This window comes from Nonomuraea jabiensis (genome assembly GCF_014204795.1).
Classification (GTDB): domain Bacteria; phylum Actinomycetota; class Actinomycetes; order Streptosporangiales; family Streptosporangiaceae; genus Nonomuraea; species Nonomuraea jabiensis.
In genome coordinates, this window is sequence record NZ_JACHMB010000001.1 from 10,451,802 (window position 1) to 10,472,129 (window position 20,328).

A 20,328-nucleotide genomic window follows, 5' to 3' on the forward strand; every position below is an offset into this window, starting at 1 on the left:
GAGATCCCGCACGTGTCCGATCTGGTGCTCACGCCGCCCGAGCCGGTCGCCCCGGTGCCGGCCGAGACGGCGGCCACCATGCTGCCGATCGCCGGCGAGCGCGCCGCCGAGCTGGCCGCCAAGGCCCGTGACTTCGCCGGCGAGCTGAGCGGGCTCGACCACCGCTCCCCCGAGTTCTCCCGCAAGGTGCACGACATCGCCTCGATGGGCGACACCGAGATCAAGTCGGCCTCCCAGGTGGCCAACCGCATGCTCAAGCGGCCGGTCGCCGCCCTGGACGCGGCCCGGGGCGAGGGCGCCGACGCCCAGGCCAGGGTCGCCAAGGGGCTGGTGGCGCTGCGCCGTACCGTCGTGGACCTGGACCCGAAGCAGGCGGCGAGCGGGACGCGCAAGCTCCTGGGGCTCATCCCGTTCGGCGACCGGCTGCGCGACTACTTCGCCAAGTACCACTCCGCGCAGAAGCACATCGACGACATCATCCGCGCGCTGAAGTCCGGCCAGGACGAGCTGCTGCGCGACAACGCCGCCATCGAGGGCGAGAAGGCGAACCTGTGGGAGACGATGACCCGGCTGCAGGAGTACGCGGTCCTCGCCCAGGCCATGGACGCCGCTCTTGAGGAGCGCATCGCGCTGGCCGACGAGGAGCGGGCCACGGCGCTGCGCTCCGACGCCCTGTTCACCGTGCGCCAGCGCCACCAGGACCTGCTCACCCAGCTCGCCGTGTCGGCCCAGGGCTACCTGGCGCTCGACCTCGTACGCAAGAACAACCTGGAGCTGAGCAAGGGCGTGGACCGCGCCACCACGACCACGGTCGCGGCGCTGCGCACGGCGGTGACGGTCGCGCAGGCGCTGGCGAACCAGAAGCTGGTGCTCGACCAGATCACCGCGCTGAACGCCACGACCGGTGACCTGATCCTGGCCACCAGCGAGATGCTGCGCACCCAGGCGGGCGCGATCCAGAACCAGGCGGCCTCGACGACCGTGGACCTGGACACGCTGCGGAAGGCGTTCGACAACGTCTACGCCACGATGGACATGATCGACGCGTTCCGGTCGAAGGCCGTGGACAACATGGCGGCCACCGTCGACAGCCTGTCCGCCGAGCTGGGACACGCCAAGGCGTACCTCGAGCGGGCCCGGGAGGGCGAGCGATGAGACGAGCCCTGCCCCTCGTCCTGCTCACCGCCTTACTGGCCGCCCTGCTGGCGGGCTGCGGCTCGGGCGAGGAGCCCGCCGACGCGCCCGACGTGCTCCGCGTGCTGGCCGGCAGCGAGATCAAGGACCTCGAGCCGCTGCTGCGGCGGGCCGAGGCGGAGGCCGGCGTCAAGGTGCGGCTTACCTACACCGGCACGCTCGACGGCGCCGAGCAGGTCGCGAGCGGCCGCGCCGACGGCCGGCTGGACGCGGTCTGGTTCTCCTCCAACCGCTACCTGTCCCTGATCGACGGCGCGCAGGCCAGGCTGTCCACCCAGTCCAAGATCATGATCTCCCCCGTCGTGCTGGGGCTGAAGCCCGCCAAGGCCCGCGAGCTCGGCTGGGACGGCAAGCAGGTCACCTGGGCCGACATCGCGCGGGCGGCCAAGGAGGGCAGGTTCGGCTTCGCCATGACGAACCCCGCCTCCTCCAACTCCGGCTTCTCCGCCCTGGTCGGGGTGGCCGCGGCGCTGTCGGACGCGGACGGCGCGCTCAGCGCCGAGCAGGTCGCGTCGGTGACGCCGCGGCTGAAGGAGTTCTTCTCCGCGCAGCGCCTGACGGCCGGCTCGTCGGGATGGCTGGCCGACGCCTACGCCCGCGACCGGCGCGTGGACGGCATGGTCAACTACGAGTCGGTCCTGCTGGGGATGCGCGAGCCGCTGACGCTCGTCTACCCGTCCGACGGCGTGGTCACCGCTGACTACCCGCTCACGCTGCTCGCCTCGGCCCCCGAGCCCAAGAAGGCCCTGTACGGCAAGCTCACCGCCTGGTTGCGCAGCCCCGCCGTGCAGAAGGACATCATGACCGGCACCCACCGCCGGCCGATCGCGCCGGGCGTGACCCCGGACCCCCGCTTCGGCGGCCGGCAGCTGATCGAGCTGCCGTTCCCCAACCGGCGCAGCACCGCCGACGAGCTGATCGCCACCTACCTCAACCAGGTGCGGGTCCCGGCGGAGGCGCGGTTCGTGCTGGACACCTCCGGCTCGATGGAGGGCGAGCGGATCGACGCGCTGAAGCAGGCGCTGGTCGCCCTGACCGGCGCCGACACCTCCGCCTCCGGTGCGTTCTCGCGCTTCAGCAACCGCGAGGCCGTCACGATGATCCCGTTCAGCAGCGCGCCGATGAAGGCGGTCCCGTTCACCGTGCCAGAACGCGACCCGGCACCGGTGCTCGCCGAGATCAAGGCGTTCACGGAAGGGCTGTCCGCGGGCGGCGGCACCGCGATCTACGACAGCCTGGCCGCCGCCTACGACCGCCCGGTGACGCCCGGGCACTACACCTCGGTCGTGCTCATGACCGACGGCGACAACACCGACGGCTCCGACTACGCCGCCTTCGAGGCCCGTTATCGGGCGCTGCCGGAGGACCGGCGGGCGCCGGCGTTCGTGGTGCTGTTCGGCGAGAGCGACGTCGAGGAGATGCGCAAGGTCGCCGAGCTGACCGGCGGCGCCGTGTTCGACGCCCGCAAGACGTCGCTGAGCAGCGCCTTCAAGGAGATCCGTGGCTATCAGTGAGCGCGTCCTGCGCTACCTGGGCTCGAACCGGAACATCGCCGGCTCCTGCCTGGCGCTGCTCGGCCTGGTGGCCCACTTCCTGGGCCTGGCGGGCGCGTTCTGGCCGGTGGTCGTGGTGGCGCTGTACGGGGTGGGCGCGCTGCTCGCCCCGCCGGACCGGGTCCGGCTGACGATCTCGCACGCCGAGGTGGAGACGCGGGCGCTCAGGGCGGACCTGGACGGGCTGCTGCGGCGGATCGGCGGGCGTTTCCCCGGCGACGTGCACGCGGCCGTGGACGCGCTGGCCGAGGTCCTGAGGGGCGTGCTGGACCGCGCCGAGCAGCTCACCTCCTCCCCCGACCAGCTGCACGTGGTGTCGCAGACGATCCGCCGGTATCTGCCCGCCAGCCTGGAGGCGTACGCGAACCTGCCGCGCGGTTACGCCCTCACCCGCCGCGGCGGGCGGGAGCGCAGCGCGCACGAGGAGCTGCTCGCCCAGCTCGCCCTGCTCGACGCCCAGCTGCGCAAGGTGGCCGAGGCCATCCACCGGGGCGATGAGCAGGCGCTGCGCGATCAGGGCCGGTTCCTGCGGGACAAGTTCGGCGGCTCCGAGCTGGACCTAAGCTGAGGCCCCGCGCGGGCTGGTGGGCTCGTGGACTCGCGGGATCACGAGCTCGCAGGCTCGCGGGCTTGTGGGTTCAGCCCGCGGCCCGGTCGGCGGGCGGGCGGCGCCGGTGGGCGGTGTCCGTCAGCGCCGTCGGCGCGGTAGAGATCGGTGCCCGGCGGGACGATCTCGTCGATGCGGTCGAGGGTCCGGTCGGCGAGGGTGAGCGCGGAGCCCTTGAGCGTCGCCTCCAGCTGCTCCATGGTGCGCGGGCCGATGATGACCGAGGTGACGGCCGGGTGCGCCGCCGGGAAGGCGACCGCGAGCTCGGGCAGCGAGCAGCCGAGGTCCGACGCGAGCTCGATCAGCTGCTCCACCACGTCGAGCGTCTCCTCGATGTCGGTCGTGTGGTCGGGCCGGTGCACCTGGTAGAGGTCGATCCAGTCGGTCCGGAGCCGCTTGAGGCTCTCCTCGACCTCCTTGAGGATCCAGCGCCGCGAGTTGCCGCGCCGGTTCGGCCCGTCCCCCATCGGGAAGTGCACCTTCGTGGCGAGCACGACGTCGTCACGGCGGCCCCGCAGGGCCTCGCCCACGATCACCTCGGACTCGCCGGCCGAGTACATGTCGGCCGTGTCGATGAAGTTCACGCCCTGGTCGAGGGCGTGGTGGATGATCCGGGCGCAGTCGTCGTGGTCGGGCTTGCGATGTGGATGGGGTGCCGGCGCGCGTCGGAGCCTACGGGCTAGAGCCGACTCTAGATCAAGCGGCCGAGGAAGGGCCCGGATTGTCCGGACGCGGAATCTTCCATTGCTTTGTTTATTGAATGCGCCGGGAAAAGGTGGAGACCCGCGACTACGTACCTACATTCGAAGGACTAGGTAGTCATACGGGTATCCCCCCCGTGCCGCTCGCGCCGCCGCCGTACGCACGCTGGATTCATCGGCAACACCGTCGAGAAACGAGGGAATCGTCAACTATGTGCAAGCACCGGCCACGGTGCCCATCCGTATACGGCGGCGACCACGAGACCACCCGTCGATTCGCATGTGGGAGTGCCGTATGAACGACTACGCCTTGATGAATAAGAGCGCCGGACACCATCTCGACCTGAGCGTCCTGAGCCGGGCCTGGGACTGGATCAAGTACCGGGCTCTCGGCCTCGACGAGAGCGACGTGCCGGGTGAGCGGGTCGCCTCCTGGTCGCTGTCCTCGGACGCGCGGGTACGGCCTCTCATCCATGCCCGGCTGGCCCTGTGGGGGCTCGACGGGCTGGCAGAGGCCGCCGAGCTGCTGGTGGAGCAGCTGGTCGCCGATGTCGAGGAGCACGCGGTCGAGGTGCACGCACCGGGGCAGTACCGGCTGACCGTCTGGGCCACCGACGACATGCTGCGCTGCGAGGTCGAGGCGGAGGACCCGGACGACGCGCCGATGCCGCATGACATGCGGGTGTTCCGGCGGCTGGCCTGCTGCTGGGGCTCCGCGGGCAATGCCTTCTGGTTCGAGATCCCGATGAATCCTCAGGACAAGTGCCGCAACTCGGGCTGGGTCTCGGGAGGCCGGATCGCGTAGGTGACGGCCTGGTCGACGCCGAGCTTCGCCCCGTGGCGGAAGGCGGACGTGAACGCCGGTTTCCCGAGGGCGTGGCGGGCCTGCCGCGTACAGCGCTCGTGCCAGGCGGCGTGGTAGCAGAGCCGTTCGGGTGAGGCGCCCGCCGCCTGCCACAACGCGTGCGCCGCGCCGAGGAGTTCGGCGGCCCTCTCGTGCTCGTCCCGGGCGCCGGCGATCCAGGCCAGCACTTCCAGGCACTGGGTCAGGCACCACCGGTCGTCGATCTCTCCGGTGAACTGCGCGGCCGACGTCAGGAGCGCTTCGGCCTGCTCGTAGTCGCCCAGGTTCCACCGCGCGACGCCGAGCGCGAACTGGGCGTACGCGCGTGACACCAGCGCATGGTGGGACTCGCTCAGCGCCAGCAGTTCCTCGCCGAACTCCGCGGCCAGACGGGGGTCCTCGGTCGATCCGTACGCGGCGGCGAAATACAGGTTGAACATGAGCCCGTCCATGTCGTTCAGGGACCGGTGGAGGGCCAGCGACTCCCGCAGCAGCGCGAGGCCGCGCCCGGTGTCGCCGGCGGTGCAGGCGGCCACGCCCGCGGTGCGGACGGCGTACGGCACGAGGTCCTCGTTCCCCGATCTGCCGGCGATGGCGCGGCAGTCCTCCAGCAGCGGCAGCGCCGCGTCGAGATCTCCCTGGCGCAGGGCGAGCATGCTGTCCGCCCAGAGCGCCGTCGCCCTGGCCCGGCCGGGCTCCGGCACCAGCTCCAGGCCGCGTTCGAGCCAGTAGCGGCCCTCGGTGAGCGCGCCGGCGAGCACCCAGAAGCACCACATCGCGGACGCGGTGCCCAGGCCCAGCGGCGCCAGCGCCGGCTCGTCCAGGCACGCCTGGAGCGCGACGCGGATGTTGGGCAGCTCCTTGCGCAGGGCCAGGTACCGATCGAGCTGGTCGTGAACCAGCTGGTCGGTCCGGTGCGTCTCCGTCAGCTCGCGGTAGTGGCCGACGAAGCGCCTGCGCAGCCATTGCCGCTCGGCGGGCGTCAGCTGCTCGCAGCCGTACGCGCGCAGGCTCTCCAGCATGCGGAAGCCGAGCCCGCCCCGGCACAGGACCGACTTGTCCACCAGTCCGGCCAGGAGGTCGAGCACGTCGGCCTGATCGATGCCCTCCCTCGAGCACACCGTCTCCGCGGTGTCCAGATCGACCCCTCCGGCGAACATCGACAGCCGGGCCCACAGCCGCCGCTCCTCGGGCGAGCACAGCCGGAAGCTCCATTCGATGGTCGCCCGCAGCGTCTGGTGCCGCGGCAGGGCCATGGTGCCGCCGGTGGCCAGCACGTCGAAGCGCCGGTCCAGTTCGTACGCGAGCTCCTCCAGCGACAGGGTGCGCAGCCGGGCCGCGGCCAGCTCGATCGCCAGCGGGATTCCCTCCAGCCGCCGCACCAGCCGCACCACGCAGGCGAAGTTGCCCGCGTTCAGGGAGAAGCCCGGCACGACGTGCGCCGCGCGCTCCACGAAAAGGCGCACCGAGTCGTGTCTGGCAGCCTCCCGTACGGTGCGGCTGGGCGTCCGCGGGCCGGCCCGCGCCTCCTCGGGGAGCGCCGGGCCGGCCTGGACCTCGCCGAGCCCCGGGACGGGCTCGGGGACGGGCTCGGGGACGGACAGCGGCGGGACCGGGAGCACCTGCTCGCCGTTCACGCCCAGCGAGTGCCTGCTGGTCACCAGGACCTGCAGGCGGGGCGTGGCGTGCAGCAGCCGTTCCACGAAGTGCGCGCAGCGCGTGTCCAGATGCTCGCAGTTGTCCAGGACCAGCAGCGTCCGCCGGTGGGACAGGTGCTCCACCAGCAGCCCCATGGGATCGGGGTGGACTCCGCGCAGGCCCAGAGCCTCGGCCACCGCCGGCTCCAGCAGCTCGCCGGTCTCCAGGGTGGCGAGCTCGATCACCTCGACGCCGTCCCGGTACTTGTTCCGCAGGTTCTCCGCGAGCCGGAGCGCCAGCCGGGTCTTGCCGACCCCGCCGGGGCCGGTGAGGGTGAGCAGCCGCGTCCTGGACAGCGCCTTGCGCGCAGCCGACAGTTCCCACCTTCGCCCAATGAAGGTGGATTTATCCAACAAAAACGTCATGAGGGGCCCTGCCACTCCCGTGAGACACCGAACGGCGCCAAGCCTCCACACCCCAGAGTATTCCTGGCGCGTTTCCCGGCACAGCCGGACGGAGCCCGCCGGAGACGCGTGTTCTCATTTCCCGGCAAAAGGCGTCCCGCACCATCTTTGCCAATGCGAGCCCACAAATTTGCCGGTCAGTTGATTTCTATGAATCGCATCGGCGCCTTATAATTCCTTGTTCATCATGAGTCTCACCGAGGAACCGGTCGTCGCCCGCCGCCCGTACCGCTGGGTCGTGCTGGCGCTGGCGTGGGCGTCGTTCACGATGACGGCCGTGGACCGCTCCACCTGGGGTCCGGCCTCGGTGGCGGTGGGCGAGCACCTCGGCGTGTCGCTGGCCGGGCTCGGGGTCTTCGCCACCGGCTACTACGTCGGCTATGTCGTCTCCAACGCCGCGGGCGGCGTGCTGACCGACTGGCTCGGCCCCCGGGTGGTCGTCGGCTGCTCGCTCTTCCTCGCGGGCGGGTTCATGATCCTGTTCGGCGGGACGGACTCCGTGGCGACGGGCATCGCGTTCCAGGCCGGGGTCGGGGTGTTCGCCGGGTGCGACTACTCGGCCGGGGTCAAGCTCGTCTCCCAGTGGTTCCCGGCCGGGGACCGCGGGTTCGCCATGGGCGTGTTCATGACCGCCACCTCGCTGGGCACGGTGATCGCGAACGCGGTCGTCCCGAGCCTCATCGCCGCCTCGGGGTGGCGTACGTCGTACCACGTGTTCGGTGCCGTCTCGATGGTCGTCGCGGTCCTGTGCCTGCTGCTGCTGCGCGACACCAGGGCCGCGTACGCCGCCCGCGCGGTGCCGGACCTGCGCCCGCTGGCCCGCGACCGGGACCTGTGGCTGCTCGGCCTGGCCGGGTTCGGCGCGCTGTGGGGCACCTACGGCTTCATCACCTGGTCCAACGCGCTGATGATCAAGGGCAGTCATCTCACCCCCGTGCAGGCCGGCACCGTGGTCGCGATCTTCGGCGTCGCCGCCATCGTGGCGAAGCCGTTCATGGGCATGGTGTCCGACCTGTTCGGCGGTCGGCGCAAGCTCCCGGCCGTCGCCGTGCTCGCCGCCTTCGTGGTGGCGCTGCTGGTGTTCGGGACCCGTGACAGCCTGAGCGGGTTCCTGTGGGTGGCGCCGTTCCTGGGGGTCGCGGCGTACGTGTACAGCCCGCTGATGATCGCGCTGATCCCGGAGCTCGCCGGGGTCCGGCTCGCCGGGTCGGCGGCCGGTGCGACGAACGCGTTCTGGCAGCTCGGCAGCACGATCGTGCCGGTGGTGCTCGGCGCGGTGTTCCAGGCGACGCACTCGTTCTTCTGGGCCTTCGCCACGCTCGCCGCGGGGCCGCTGCTCGGCCTGGTCCTCCTGCTCGGGGTCCGGGAGCACAGAGCCGGCGCGCGTGTGGCCGCCGCGACGGCTCTCGCGGGGTGAGGGCGGCGCACGTCCATCCCGCCTCGACGATCACGCGGCCGAGCGGGTCGCCCGGGCTGCTGCTCAGGTCGTGAGATCCGGTCAGCACACCGAGGGGATGCAGGTGAAGGGGTTCTGGAGCGTGGGCGCCGGCTGCGTCGGGGCGGGGGCGGCGGTGGTCTCCGCGGGCCGCTCCGGGGGATCTTCGGCGCTCGGGCCGGAGGTCGGTCCCACGCCTGAATCGTCGCTCACCGAGGCGCTCGCGGGGTTCCTGGTGCGGGTCGGCTTGGGGGCGGGTGCCGAGGTCGAGGTCTTGGGGCGGGGCGTCCGCCCGGCTGCCGGGGGTGACGTCGTCCGGCGTTCCGCCTTCTTGGTCTGCGCCGGTGTGGTGGGCTCGGCTGTGACGGAGGGCATGAGCGGCTGAGACGTCACGTGCTGCTCGGGAGGCGATCCCACCGGCCGGCCGCCCCAGTCGATCAACAGGCCGCCCGTGACCACCAGCGCGGCCGCCGCGACACCGGCCGCCGTCAGGATCGCCCTACGGCGGCGCCTGGCCTCCGGAGGGAGCGTGGCCGCCGCAGGGCGCGCGGGTGAGGGCAGCCCGCTCGACGGCAGCCCGCTCGACGGCAGCCCGGCCGGCGGCAGCGCGGTCGGCGAGGTCAGCTGGGCGACCAGGTCGTCGGCGCTCGGCCGCTTGGCGGGGTCCTTGGACAGGCTGGCGGTGACGAGTTCGAGCAGCGTCCCGGCCAGCCCGGAGATCTCCGGCTCCATGTTGAGGATGCGGTTGATCACCGCCGGGGTGGAGTCCGTACCGAACGCGGCCCGGCCCGAGGCGGCGAACACCATGGTCACGCCCCACGCGAAGATGTCGGCCGCCTCCGTCACCGGCAGCCCGCCGAGCTGCTCCGGCGCGAGGTAGGACGGCGTCCCCATCACCGAGCCGGTCGAGGTGGTGCCCGGCGCGTCCAGGGCGCGCGCGACGCCGAAGTCGATCACGACGGGACCCTCCGGTCCCATCAGGATGTTGCCGGGCTTGAAGTCCCCGTGCAGGATCCCGGCGCGGTGGATCGCGGCCAGCGCGGTGGCGGTGCTGATCGCCACCCGGTCGAGCGCGGCGCCGCGCCGCGGCCCCTCGACGGTGACCAGGTCGCGCAGGGAGGGGCCGGGCACGTACTCGCTGACGATGTACGGCCGCCGGCCCGCGAGGTCGGCGTGGAGCACGGGCGCCGTGGAGAACCTGGCCACGCGCTGGGCCAGCTCCACCTCGCGCAGGAACCTGTTCCGCTGCCTGGGGTCGGTCAGCAGGCCCCGGTGCAGGAGCTTGATGGCGACGGGCTCGCCGCCCGCCGCCTGCCCGAGATAGACGACGCCCTGGCCGCCCTCGCCGAGGCGGCCGACGATGTCGTACGGCCCCAGCCGCCGCGGGTCGTCCTCCACCAACGGCTGATTCACCGAGCCCCCCAACAGCGCCAACAGACCGGGCAAAAAGGTATCAGCGCGACAGTCAGGATGTCCCACACTCGCGATCAAGAGACACGCGGTTTTCGCCGAGATCACAGTCTCCGTACAAATGCGGACAAATGTTGACCATTCCACTTTCCTGATGGTTAATCGGAAGGGAGTGCGCCGCTTTCAACGGGGGAAGCGGCTCTTCATGGCCATGGGGGAAACATGACCAGGAGTCTTGTCGGCATGCTCTTAGCCGCCACCGTCGCGACCGGGGTCATCGCGGTGACGCCGACGGCGGCCTCGGCGTCCGAACTGGGGCAGAGCGCCGCCCGTCCACACCTGCTCGACTACAAGATCTACTTCGGTAAGTGCGAGGACACCTGCCGCATCAAGGTGCGGATCAAGAGCGTCACTCGCCTGAAGCTCTACGACGTCAGCCTGAACGCCCGGCTCTGGGTCAACGGCAAGAAGGTCGGGTCCTGCTACGACTACGTCGGCAGCATCCGTCCGAAGGGTGTCCGCTGGGCCGGGTGCACCGTACGGTCGTCGAAGCTGTCCACCATGTGGAACCGCTACAACGACGGCGAGATCGACTTCAACACCGAGACCAAGACCAACGTCCACTACGAGTGGTATTCGTGACCGGCGGGCCCGGGGCCGGGCCTGCTCGGCCCCTGGCGTCACCTATCTGAGGGCGAAGACCGCGGAGGTGGAGTCGCTCTCGCTCTGCCGTACGGTGCCCGCGGTCCAGACCTCCGTGGTGCCGGGGACGAGCGCCAGGTCCCACAGCTTGATCACCTTGCCGGCGACCTGAGGGGTGCTCACCGACCACTGACCCGCGGCCGAGCGGGACAGTACGCGGGAGCTCGTGTCATCCGGTGGATCCGCGATCACCCGGATGCCGCCGCGGCCGTCCGCGACCGCGTCGCCGAGACGCCACCCGGGCGCCGCCGTGGCCGGGACGTCGACCGGCGACCAGGCGCGGCCGTCGAAATGCGCGGCGAACACCTTCTCATTGTTGTCGCCGAAGACCCAGACATCATTCCTGGCCACCGCGAGAATGCCGGTCAGGCTGACGGTCCGCCTGTCGCGGACTGCGGGAAAGGCGACCTTCTTCCAGGCTTCGCCGTCGAAGTGGGTGACCCGGCAACAGCCGATCGCCCAGACGTCCTTCTGCGACACGGCGCTGGTCCGGATGACGTCCCTTGGCGCCCGCCGCTGCCAGGTGCGGCCGTTCCAGAACCAGGACGCCGAATGGCCGTCCGAGCCGAAGGCCCAGACGTGGTGGCGGCCGAGCACCAGGCCGCGGCTGAGGTTGGGGCGGGGTCCCATGGCGGATCTGCCCGCGTCCGTCCAGCGACGGCCGTCGTAGCGGAGGGCGGCGGACTCGCCGGTGTCGCTCGTGGTGAAGGCCCACACGTTGTCGGGTCCGGACGCGCCCGCCGAGCCGATGGCTCCGTAGCGGCGTCCTGGCAGCTCAGCCGCCCGCCAGGCGCGGCCGTCCCAGTGCTGCGCCACCGGACGGGCGGTCCCCGCGCATTCGTCGTCTACGGGCTCGCTCTGGCCGAACACCCAGACGTCGCTCCGGCTCAGCGGCACGATCGCCGACATCGAGTCGCAGCCGCCGAAATTGTGCATCCGGACCAGCTCCCAGACCGGCTGGTTCGCCGGGGGCGGGGCCGCTATCAGACCGACAGTCAATAACATTCGTGTCAGCACGGCACCCATCATGCTGGGTATCCGCACATCACCCGAGCAGCCACACCCCCACCAGCGAGATCGTTGCGATCAGTCCGGTGGCGATGCCGCCGAGCAGCATGACCCGCCCGCCCTTGAGCAGCTTCCGCAGGTCGATCCCCGCGCCGAGGGCGAACAGGGCGGCCGCCATCAGCGCGTTCGTGACCGCCGGGACGTTCCCGGTCACCGCCGTCGGCAGCAGCCCCGTGCTCCGTACCGCCACCATCGCCAGGAACCCGGCCACGAACAGCGGCACGATCGGCGGCCTCTTCCCGGGAGCGGCGGCAGACGGTGTCACCGCGCGGGCAAGGGCGGCACCCTGCTCAGCGGCCCCACCCACCACCGCCCAAGCGGGCCCGTCCGTCACCGGCCGAGCAGACGCGCCCGCCACCGGCCTGACAGGCGCGGCTACCGCCGTGGAACTGGGGGCGGCCACCATCGTGGAGCCGGGGACGACCACCGCCGTGAGGTTGGGGGCGGCCGTGGAGCCGGATGCGGCCGCCGCCGGCCGGGCGGGGGTCCTGCGCGGGCGGTGCCGGGACGTGGTGATCGCGACGATGGGGGCGAGCAGCACGACCCGGGCCAGCTTGACCGTCACCGCCGTCGCGAGCACCCCCCCGGCGGCGCCGATCGCCGCCACCTGGGCGACCTCGTGCACGGCCGCCCCCGCCCACACCCCGAGCTGCTCGCGCGACAGCCCCAGCCAGGACGCCAGCAGCGGCAGCACCACGATGGCCGCGCTCCCATAGAGGACCACCACGCTCAGCGCGCCCGCGGCATCCTCGTCCGAGCTGTCCGCGCTGTCGTGCATGGCCGCGATCGCCGCCGCCCCGCAGATCGACACACCCGTGGCGACCAGCAGCGACGTACCGGGAGAAAGGCCGAGCCGGCGGCCGGCCAGTGGCGTGAGCACGAACGTGAGCCCCGTCGCGACGGCCACGACCGCGAGCGCCTGCCACCCGAGCGCGAGCACCTGCGGCACCGCGATCTGCAACCCGAGCAGCACGATCGCCACGCGCAGCACCCGCCTGGAGACGAACAGCAGCCCGGGACGCAGCGACGCGCGGATCACCCCGGCGCCGGCCAGCGCCGCCCCCAGCGCCACCGCGGCGGTGGCCGGGCTGAGCCCCGGTACGAACCGGTTGACGGCCAGGGCGGCCACCGTCGCCAGAGCGCACGCCGCGATGCCCGGCAGGCAGGACGTCTTGGAGGGGGCGAGAAGCATGATCCCAGTCTTCGGGGCCTTCGGCAGGGCCGGTAGCCGCGCGTTGCCTGGGAGGTCATAGCCTGTGGCTATGACCGCGCTGCCCGATCTCGACTCCCTCAAGCTCCTCGTGGACGTGGGCGAGCTCGGCAGCCTCGGGCAGGCGGCCAAGCTGGCGGGCATCGCGCAGCCGTCGGCGAGCAAGCGCATCGCCCAGCTCGAACGGCGGCTCGGCCTGCCGCTGCTGGAACGCACGCCGCGCGGCTCCACGCTCACCGCCGAGGGCAAGATGGTGGCGGGCTGGGCCGCGCAGGTGCTCGCCGCGGCGCAGGAGCTCATGCGGGCCGCCGAAGCCGTCCGGCACGGCGAGGCGGCGCACCTGCGGGTCGCCTCCAGCATGACGGTCGCGGAATACCTGGTGCCGCGCTGGCTCGGGGAGTTCCAGAGCCGGGAGCCCGGCGTCCAGGTCGGCCTGGACGTGCTGAACTCCGCCGACGTGGCGGCGCTGGTGCTGTCGGGCGCCGGGGGCGTGGAGCTGGGGTTCGTGGAGGGGCCGAACGTGCCGGACGGGCTGGCCAGCCGGGTGGTCGGCACCGACAGGCTGGTCGTCGTGGTCGCGCCGGACCACCCGTGGGCGCGCCGCCGCACGGTCCTCAGGGTCGCCGAGCTGGCCGCTACCCCGCTGGTCGTACGTGAGCGCGGCTCGGGCACCCGCGAGACCCTCGACGTCGCCTTCACGGGGCTCCACCAGGCCAGCCCGCGCCTGGAGCTCGGGTCGAACTCGGCCGTCAAGGGCGCCGCCCAGGCGGGCGCGGCGCCGGCGGTGCTCAGCGGGTACGCGGTCGAGGCCGAGCTGGCCACCGGCCGCCTCGTCGAGGTGCCGCTGGCGGGCCTCAACCTGGTCAGGAGCCTGCGCGCGGTCTGGCGCCGGGGCCGCTCTCTGACGGGCCCCGCCGCGACCCTCCTGACGATCGCCAGCCGCCCGTGATCCACGCTCGGCGGGTCTGCGCGTTCGCCGTTCAAACAGGGGAGAATCTCCAGCGATGAACATTACTCCCGCCCAGTTGCGCGACCTGGCCGACCGCGCCGACGCACTCCAGGCCGAGGCCCGCGCCCTGTACGCCGGCCTGCCCGTCGATTCTCCCGAACGCGCCCATCTCCAGGCGGCGCATCATGCCGCCGAATGGCTGAAGCGAGCGGGCGAGGACCTGCTGCGCGCGGCCGGAGACCTGGCCCAGTATCGGGCCCTGGCCGAGTCGACGTGCGGCTTCCCGTGGGGCGTCTGTCCCGAGCACGGCAACACGCTCTCCTCCATGGCCAACGTGTCCACCTGCCGGGTGTGCCGCCGTACCTGGGACTACGACCGGCGCGGCCAGAAGTGCGGCGAGCCGGTGACGTGGAAGGTGACCGACCGGGTGGGGACGGAGTCGCTGATGTGCGACGGGCACGTTCTCGGCGCTCGCGCGGCCATGCAGGGCGCCACCTTCATGCGCCTCGACGCGGCGACGTAACCGAGCACCCCAGGAAATTACTCCCTCATCTCGCCACAAAAGCGCTGATCAGCGACCTGCAACAGCCGCAAACAGCCCCCGAATCCGCGGTGCATCCTGCATCCTGGGCATGCATTCGCGTTTTCCCCCTTCAAGGAGCTGCCGTGACCCGGTATGCCGTCGATCACGCCAGAAACGCGCTCGTCGCCCACTGGAGCACCGGCATCGGGGACGTCGCGGTCACCGTGGCCACCCTTCCCCCGGGCCGCCCCTCGGACGCCCTGCGGCTGGCCGCCCGCCTGACCGAGCTGTCGCAGGCCTGCTGGCGCTGCTACACCCACCCGGCGAGCATCTCCGACCAGCACGGACCGGGCAGCCTCGGCTGGCACCGGCAGCGCGAACGCGACGCCTTCGCCGGCGTCGTCCCGATCCTGACCGCCTCCACGCACGTCCCCGTCGCCGCCAAGGTCGGGGAGATCGCCCAGCGCACCGGACGCGCCCTGCGTGCCCTCGACAGCCCAGAGCTCACCGTGCAGGTCGTCGCCGACGTGGCCACCGAGCTGTCGGCCGTCGAACAGGCCGAGCGCGGCGACCTGTCCGGACGCGCCCAGCAGGCCGTCACCCTCAGCCGCGAGGACGCCTCACCCCTTCAGGTCGCCCAGGCGGACGCCTTCCTCAACCGGCAGCCCTTCGGCTGCGAGGAGCTGATCACCCAGATCGACCCCGCCGCGGCCGCCATCGCCGCCGCCCACTGGCTGCACGCGGCGGCCGCCACGACGGGCCGCTACGTCCGGCAGCATCCGGTGCAGGTCGTGGCCGAGGGCGACCACCTCAGGCCCCTGGCCGTCGAAAGCCTCGTCGAGATCGTGAGCGCCATCAGCTCCGGCGCCACACCGCGCCAGACGGTCATGCCGCTCATCCGCCACACCCTGCACGTCGCCGAGGGCCACCTCTGCGGCGTGACCGACGCCAAACGTCGCATCGCCGCCGCCGAACGCCTCGTGGCCAGGACCCGGATCGACCACCCCCACTCCGGCTCCGACTCCGTCTGCCTGCCCATCACCTCCCTCGACCCGGCCCGGCCGGCCCTCGACCTGCTCGACAACCTCATGGCCGGCATCCACGGCTGCTGGCTGCAGTACGCCGGCCATGCGCGCACGAAGGACGCCCTCTCCTGGCAGGACCCGGACGGCGACCGGCGGCAGGAACACCACGCCGAGCTGTTCCTCACCGAAGTCCGGCAAGAAGCAGCCACCCGCCACCAACACCTGCTCTGACGCGCTTGCCTCCTCAGCGAGGCGCGGCCGCCCATCGGGTCGTGGGGTCTCACGCTCGGCCGAGATGCACGTCCAACCGGCGGGCCGCGCGGATGAGCCCGCTCGACCCGTCACGCGCCGCGATGCCGGCGACCTCAGGGATCGTGCCGCGCGCCCCCACCCAGCCGGCCACTTCAACAGCGAACTCCAGCGCCCGGGTGTGGGCGGCGTTGGCCCGCTCCCCGGGCCGCGGCAGGAAGACCGGCAGCAGGCCGCTCATGATCTCCCAGACCTCCCGGTGCGCGCCCTTCCGCGCGCACTCTTCGAGCGCCTGCAGCACCGGGCCGAGCTTGACGTCGAGCAGGCGCAGGCACTGCCCCAGCTGCCGTCCGCACTCCGCGGCGGGCAGGGACCGCGTGGCGACCGCCCGCAGCAGCACCTCCCGGCATTGCCCGGCGTTCCAGCCGCGCTCGCCCAGCAGTATGCCCACAAGCAGTGCCATCCCTTCGCCCGCGGGCCCGTCCTGGTCGCAGAGCCGGGCCGCGTGCAGGCGCAGGCGGCCCGGCCCCTCCCAGCCCCCATACAGGTGCGGGATGAGGTGCATGGCCACGACTTCCCGGTCCGAGGGCAGCACGAGCCACCACGACAGTTCGTAGGAGCCGTGGTGGTGGCTCGGCCGGTGGAGGGGCGGGTCACAGAACAGCGCGTCCACGAACGCCACCCCCGTCGGCTCCTGCCGGATGCGCGGGCGCGGGCGGCCGCCGGGCTCGGTGGGCCATTCGACGCTCGTCACGGGTTCCGGCCGCGCCTTGAGCCAGCGCACCAGCGTGGCACCCGCTTCGGAGGTCAGCCGGGCGGCGCGGGCCACCACGCCGGAGTCCGCCTCTCGCGGCAGTCTCAGCAGCGCCTGCCCCAGGTCGGCGGGCAGGGGCCGGACGCCGTCCCGCTCATAGCCTTCCAACCTGGCGACGAGCTCGGCGGGGTCGATGTGGCCGGAGGTGAGGGTGGGCGTGGCCAGCAGGTACGGCGGCAGCGTCCCCTCCTGCAGCGCGGCGTAAATCTCAGCGCAGCGCTGCAGCATCGCCCAGTGAGGCGGTGAGACCAGCGCCGGACTGGGCAGCCGCCCCGCAGGGGCGATCGGCAGCAGGCGGGGCGGCTTCTCCTCCCGCCTCTTCTTCCGCACCGGGGTGAGAAAGATCCGCTCCCCTTCCTGCGGCTCCTCCGTGTCGAGCCGTTCCGCGCCGCCGAGGACCAGCCCCAGCTCAGCCAGGCTCGCCGCGATGCCACCGCGCACGCCGGGGGTCAAAATCCCCTGGCGCGCCCGACCCTCAACCGCCCGACCCTCAACCGCCCGACCCTCAACCGCCCAGCCCTCAACCGCCCGGCTCGCGGCCTTCCGGCTGGCGGGTTCACGGGGAACCGGCGGCTCCAGTGCAGGACCGGCGGCCTCGCGCAGCAGCGCCTCCGCCCACTGCTCGACGTAACGCCACTCCCCCGCCCCGTACAGGTCCGTCGTGTGCGCCGGAGGCCGCCTGGCGCCGGGGTGGCGGACGAATCCGTCGAGCCAGCGTTCGAAGGCGAACTCGTCGTACGAGTGGCGGAAGGTGCCGGCCAGGTTCTCCATCGCCGGGCGGACCGGACTGCGGCGGGGCGCCTCGAACGCCGGCAGCGTTCCCGGCTCGAAGGCGTCGGCCGGCGCGGCGTCGGGCTCGACGTGGCCGTACGCCGGGGTCAGGCGGGCCACCAGGTCCGGGGGCAGGACGGCCGCCGCCTCGCGCACCGTCTCCGCGCCCGCGGGCGAGAACCGCCGCGCGTGCTTGACCGCCCAGCGCACCGAACGCTCCCTGACCTCGTACGACTCGCACAGGAACGCCGAGGCCAGCGCGGGCGCCAGGTGGTCGAGGTCGTCGCCGGCGTCGCGGGCGGCCTGGTCGAGCAGGGTCAGGCCGGCACGTACGAGCTTGCTCTCGGACCGGAACAGCAACGCCGCCACCGCCTCGTTGGCCTCCTCACCGCTCAACGTGACACCGGGACCGCGCAGCATCCGCAGGGCCAGCTCGGCCACCGGACCGGGGGCGGCGGGCAGCAGCCGTAGGTAGTCACCGACGCGTTCCCGGCTGGGAGCCGGGTCGAGCAGGTCGTGCAGGCGTACGAAGAAGCGCAGGTCGGTGGCGCTGCCGCCGCGCAGGAACCGGCGGACGCACCCCTCTACCAGCACCTCCCGCTCCACCGGCGCCGCCTTGGTGAGAGCGCGCAGCCAGGACCGGCCGGAAGGAGCGTCGATCCGGTCGTCGCGCAGCACCCGGCCCACGCCCTCCGCCTCGAACAGCCGCGGGACCAGGTGCCGGGCCAGCGGGTCGCGGGCCAGGTCGGGGTCCGTGGACACCCAGGCGACGACGAGCGGCTCGTGGTCGGGCGGCTCGGCGCCAGTGCGGCGCAGCAGCTCCAGCGCCAGCGCGACGGTGCCGTTCTCGAGCTGGAGCCGCGTCGCGCGCAGGCGTCCGCTCAGGTGCGCGGCGAGGTCGGCCTGCCACTGCGCCGGCCGCGCGGCGATGACCCTCAGCAGCGGCTCGAGCGGCATGTTACGGCCCCACTCGGAGAAGTCCCGCCGCACGAGCCAGTCGGCGACCGCGGCCGCCCCGCCCAGCGTGCCCGCGCCCGCGACGCGGAGGGGCCCGATCCAGTTGTTCCGCATCCCCCAGTCGACGTGGCGCTGGTGGTGGTGGTACGGCCCCTCCCACCACCACTGCTGCGCGACCTCTTCGGCCACGCCTTCGTCCATCCGCTCCCGGATGTACGCCCGCATGGCCCGCTCCTCCTCGGCCTCCGCCCGCTGCCGCGCCGCGTCAAAACGCGCGTGAGCGGCCTGCCGCGCCTCGCGGATGTACGGGCGCAGCCGGCGGGCGACCTCGCGGCGCTCCTCCGCACCGAGCCGCAGCACCTCGTCGGCCACCAGAGACGCGTCAGCCGTGCCGACGGCCCGCTGAATGTCCTCCCACCCGCTCATGCTCGCGCCTCCCCGTCGTCGAGGCGGTGCGCGGAGATCTTCCCGGGGGGTGGGCAGGCGCGGCTGTGCGCCTGCACGGCAGTCGTCATGAGGCGAACAGTAGAGATCACCACCGACAAACGGGCGGACGCCGTCTTGGGCCGGGTCCCTCGGGGTCGTCGGGGTACCCGACCCCCTCCTATGACGTCATCCGGGTGAACTGGCTGATCGCCCCACGCGCGTGAACACCCAAGCTGTAGACGACCTGCAAACTGGCGGGCGCGAGCACCGGGCCGGCGTGGTTCATCACCCCCGTCAGCCCGATCGGGCGGCACAGCTGCGGCAGGCCCTCCCCGATGCACCCGGCGTACGTCAAGTCCCCTTGGGCGGAACGGCGCAGGTGCGTGACCGCTCCCCACGCGAAGGCCGGGCCTTGGACGCTCCCGTAGACGCTCGTTCCGTCGGCGCTGACCGCCACGTCGACGTACTGGCCCTGGGGACCGGTGGCACGGCACCCTGCGGCGTTACCGATGCAGCCCCAATAGGCGATATTGCCGGTGGTGGTGTCGCGGTGCAGATGGGTGACGCCACCCGGTCCGGACACGTAAAGGCTGTCGCCGGCCTGGGTGATCGCGCCCTGGGTGATGCCGAGCAGGCCGTCGGTGACGGGGATCGCGCAGCCGCCGACCCCGGACGCACCCACGCAGCCCGCCTCCGCGAGCGAGCCTGTGGTGAGGTCGCGCCGGAAGTGCGTGACCGAGCCGGGCCGCTGGGCCACGACGTAGAGGCTGCGCCCGTCGGCGCTGACGACGACGTCACCCGACGATGTCATGACGCCGGTACGGCCGATCGAGGTGCAGCCCGGCATCGCCTCCCCGATGCAGCCGCTGTAAGCGAGGCGACCGGTGACGCCGTCGCGCCGCAGGTGGTAGACCGCGCCCTTGCCGCCGCCTGCCGCGTACAGGTACAGGTCGCGGCCGTCCGCGGTCGCCGTCAGCGCGTTCTGCGACGTCGCCCAGGGGGTGAGCCCGGGCAGGGCCGCCACGCTGCCGCACGACGGATCCCAGACGCAGAAATCCGTCACGAGGTCGCCGTTGGCCGCCGTGCTGAAGCCGACCACGGCGGCGGGAGTGGACACGTACGCGTGGAGGCCCGCGGTCACCACCGAGCTGGCGGCGTACAACCGGCCCGGAATCTCCTTGCCGTCCACTTTCGTCGGGCGGCATCCCGCGAGACCGCCCATGCAGCCGGTGAGGGACAGCGTGTCGTTCGCGGCCCGGCGGAACGTGGAGATCGCCGGCTGCGCCGTGCCCGACCCGCCATCGCCGCCGGCCACGACGTAGACGGTGCTTCCGTTGCCCGACAGCGTCGCCGCCGACGCCCAGTCCAGCGGATTGACCGGGCCGATGTCCACGGCACCGGGCACGTTCTGCGCGATCGTCCGGACGAAGACGAGGTCGCCCACCGCTGCCTGCGCGCTGGTGGGGAACCCCACGATCAATGCCAGTGCCGCGGCGATCCCCGCGGCACACCGTCTTGTACGGCCAGGTACCGGCACGTTGCGCTCCTTTCGTCAGATCGACGATCGGAGATGGGCCTTGCCGTTGGGAACGCGCTCCGAATTATCCGTACAAGACCGTACAGGAGCCGGGCGCTCCGTCGCGGACGAGCAGGCGGCGACGAGCCGCCACGAGCCGGGTAATCTAGCCGCCTTTTCCCGGGGGACCTAAAATAAAAAGCCCAGCGCGCAGTAAACGCGTGGCGCCAATCCCCCTATAGCAACGAATTTGGCCATATACACATCCCGAT

The 20,328-nt window shown here is 72.3% G+C and carries 16 protein-coding genes; 9 read left to right on the forward strand and 7 right to left on the reverse strand.

The features are described from left to right. Positions 1-12: 12 nt before the first annotated feature. Genes HD596_RS47785 through HD596_RS47795 form a run of 3 tightly spaced genes read left to right on the forward strand, consistent with a single transcriptional unit; the run spans position 13 to position 3,315 of the window. Entirely contained in the window at positions 13-1,155 is a 1,143-nt protein-coding gene (locus tag HD596_RS47785; protein WP_313046380.1) for a toxic anion resistance protein, read from the forward strand. Further along, positions 1,152-2,708: a VWA domain-containing protein gene (locus HD596_RS47790; protein WP_185075963.1), complete on the forward strand. Its 1,557-nt coding sequence runs from the start codon at positions 1,152-1,154 to the stop codon at positions 2,706-2,708. Before HD596_RS47785 ends, HD596_RS47790 begins: the two co-directional genes overlap by 4 nt. Further along, positions 2,695-3,315, forward strand: a complete 621-nt coding sequence (locus HD596_RS47795; protein WP_185075964.1) for a hypothetical protein — start codon at positions 2,695-2,697, stop codon at positions 3,313-3,315. The genes HD596_RS47790 and HD596_RS47795 overlap by 14 nt, the downstream gene beginning before the upstream one ends. A gap of 38 nt (positions 3,316-3,353) precedes the next feature. Here HD596_RS47795 and HD596_RS65325 read toward each other — a convergent pair whose 3' ends face one another. Then, positions 3,354-3,938, reverse strand: a complete 585-nt coding sequence (locus HD596_RS65325) for an aldo/keto reductase (protein ID WP_313046381.1) — start codon at positions 3,936-3,938, stop codon at positions 3,354-3,356. A 412-nt stretch (positions 3,939-4,350) separates the two neighbouring features. Here HD596_RS65325 and HD596_RS47805 point away from each other — a divergent pair, with 412 nt between their 5' ends. After that, a complete protein-coding gene (locus tag HD596_RS47805) occupies positions 4,351-4,860 on the forward strand; it encodes a hypothetical protein (RefSeq protein WP_185075966.1) in 510 nt (169 codons plus the stop codon). Here the strand turns inward: HD596_RS47805 and HD596_RS47810 are convergent. After that, the gene (locus HD596_RS47810) at positions 4,809-6,962 is read right to left on the reverse strand and encodes an ATP-binding protein (protein ID WP_185075968.1); all 2,154 of its coding nucleotides are present in this window, start codon (positions 6,960-6,962) and stop codon (positions 4,809-4,811) included. The two genes, HD596_RS47805 and HD596_RS47810, sit on opposite strands and share 52 nt — an antisense overlap. 226 nt (positions 6,963-7,188) lie before the next feature. Here HD596_RS47810 and HD596_RS47815 point away from each other — a divergent pair, with 226 nt between their 5' ends. Further along, positions 7,189-8,418 carry an MFS transporter gene (locus HD596_RS47815; protein WP_221519926.1) on the forward strand — a complete coding sequence of 410 codons (1,230 nt, stop codon included), beginning with the start codon at positions 7,189-7,191 and terminating at the stop codon, positions 8,416-8,418. A gap of 81 nt (positions 8,419-8,499) precedes the next feature. Here the strand turns inward: HD596_RS47815 and HD596_RS47820 are convergent, their stop codons facing one another. After that, positions 8,500-9,849 (reverse strand): serine/threonine-protein kinase, encoded by a 1,350-nt coding sequence (locus tag HD596_RS47820; protein ID WP_185075969.1) that lies wholly within the window; start codon positions 9,847-9,849, stop codon positions 8,500-8,502. A gap of 219 nt (positions 9,850-10,068) precedes the next feature. Here HD596_RS47820 and HD596_RS47825 point away from each other — a divergent pair, with 219 nt between their 5' ends. Then, positions 10,069-10,488, forward strand: coding sequence for a hypothetical protein (locus HD596_RS47825; protein WP_185075970.1), 420 nt, complete (start codon positions 10,069-10,071; stop codon positions 10,486-10,488). Between the two features lie 42 nt (positions 10,489-10,530). Here the strand turns inward: HD596_RS47825 and HD596_RS47830 are convergent, their stop codons facing one another. Both HD596_RS47830 and HD596_RS47835 read right to left on the reverse strand, forming a co-directional pair. Continuing rightward, entirely contained in the window at positions 10,531-11,547 is a 1,017-nt protein-coding gene (locus HD596_RS47830; protein WP_221519927.1) for a hypothetical protein, read from the reverse strand. Positions 11,548-11,593: 46 nt separating this feature from the next. Continuing rightward, positions 11,594-12,808, reverse strand: coding sequence for a YeiH family protein (locus tag HD596_RS47835; RefSeq protein WP_185075973.1), 1,215 nt, complete (start codon positions 12,806-12,808; stop codon positions 11,594-11,596). A 70-nt stretch (positions 12,809-12,878) separates the two neighbouring features. On the opposite strand from HD596_RS47835, the gene HD596_RS47840 reads away from it, so the two are divergent. The 3 genes from HD596_RS47840 to HD596_RS47850 all read left to right on the forward strand — a co-directional run bounded on the left by HD596_RS47840 (position 12,879) and on the right by HD596_RS47850 (position 15,554). Further along, entirely contained in the window at positions 12,879-13,775 is an 897-nt protein-coding gene (locus tag HD596_RS47840; protein WP_185075975.1) for a LysR family transcriptional regulator, read from the forward strand. A 55-nt stretch (positions 13,776-13,830) separates the two neighbouring features. Then, the gene (locus tag HD596_RS47845) at positions 13,831-14,298 is read left to right on the forward strand and encodes a hypothetical protein (protein ID WP_185075976.1); all 468 of its coding nucleotides are present in this window, start codon (positions 13,831-13,833) and stop codon (positions 14,296-14,298) included. Between the two features lie 143 nt (positions 14,299-14,441). Beyond that, positions 14,442-15,554 carry a hypothetical protein gene (locus HD596_RS47850; RefSeq protein WP_185075977.1) on the forward strand — a complete coding sequence of 371 codons (1,113 nt, stop codon included), beginning with the start codon at positions 14,442-14,444 and terminating at the stop codon, positions 15,552-15,554. Between the two features lie 49 nt (positions 15,555-15,603). On the opposite strand, the gene HD596_RS47855 is transcribed toward HD596_RS47850, so the two are convergent. After that, entirely contained in the window at positions 15,604-18,540 is a 2,937-nt protein-coding gene (locus HD596_RS47855; protein WP_185075978.1) for a DUF7824 domain-containing protein, read from the reverse strand. A gap of 178 nt (positions 18,541-18,718) precedes the next feature. Beyond that, entirely contained in the window at positions 18,719-20,077 is a 1,359-nt protein-coding gene (locus HD596_RS47860; RefSeq protein ID WP_185075979.1) for a lactonase family protein, read from the reverse strand. Positions 20,078-20,328: the final 251 nt, after the last annotated feature.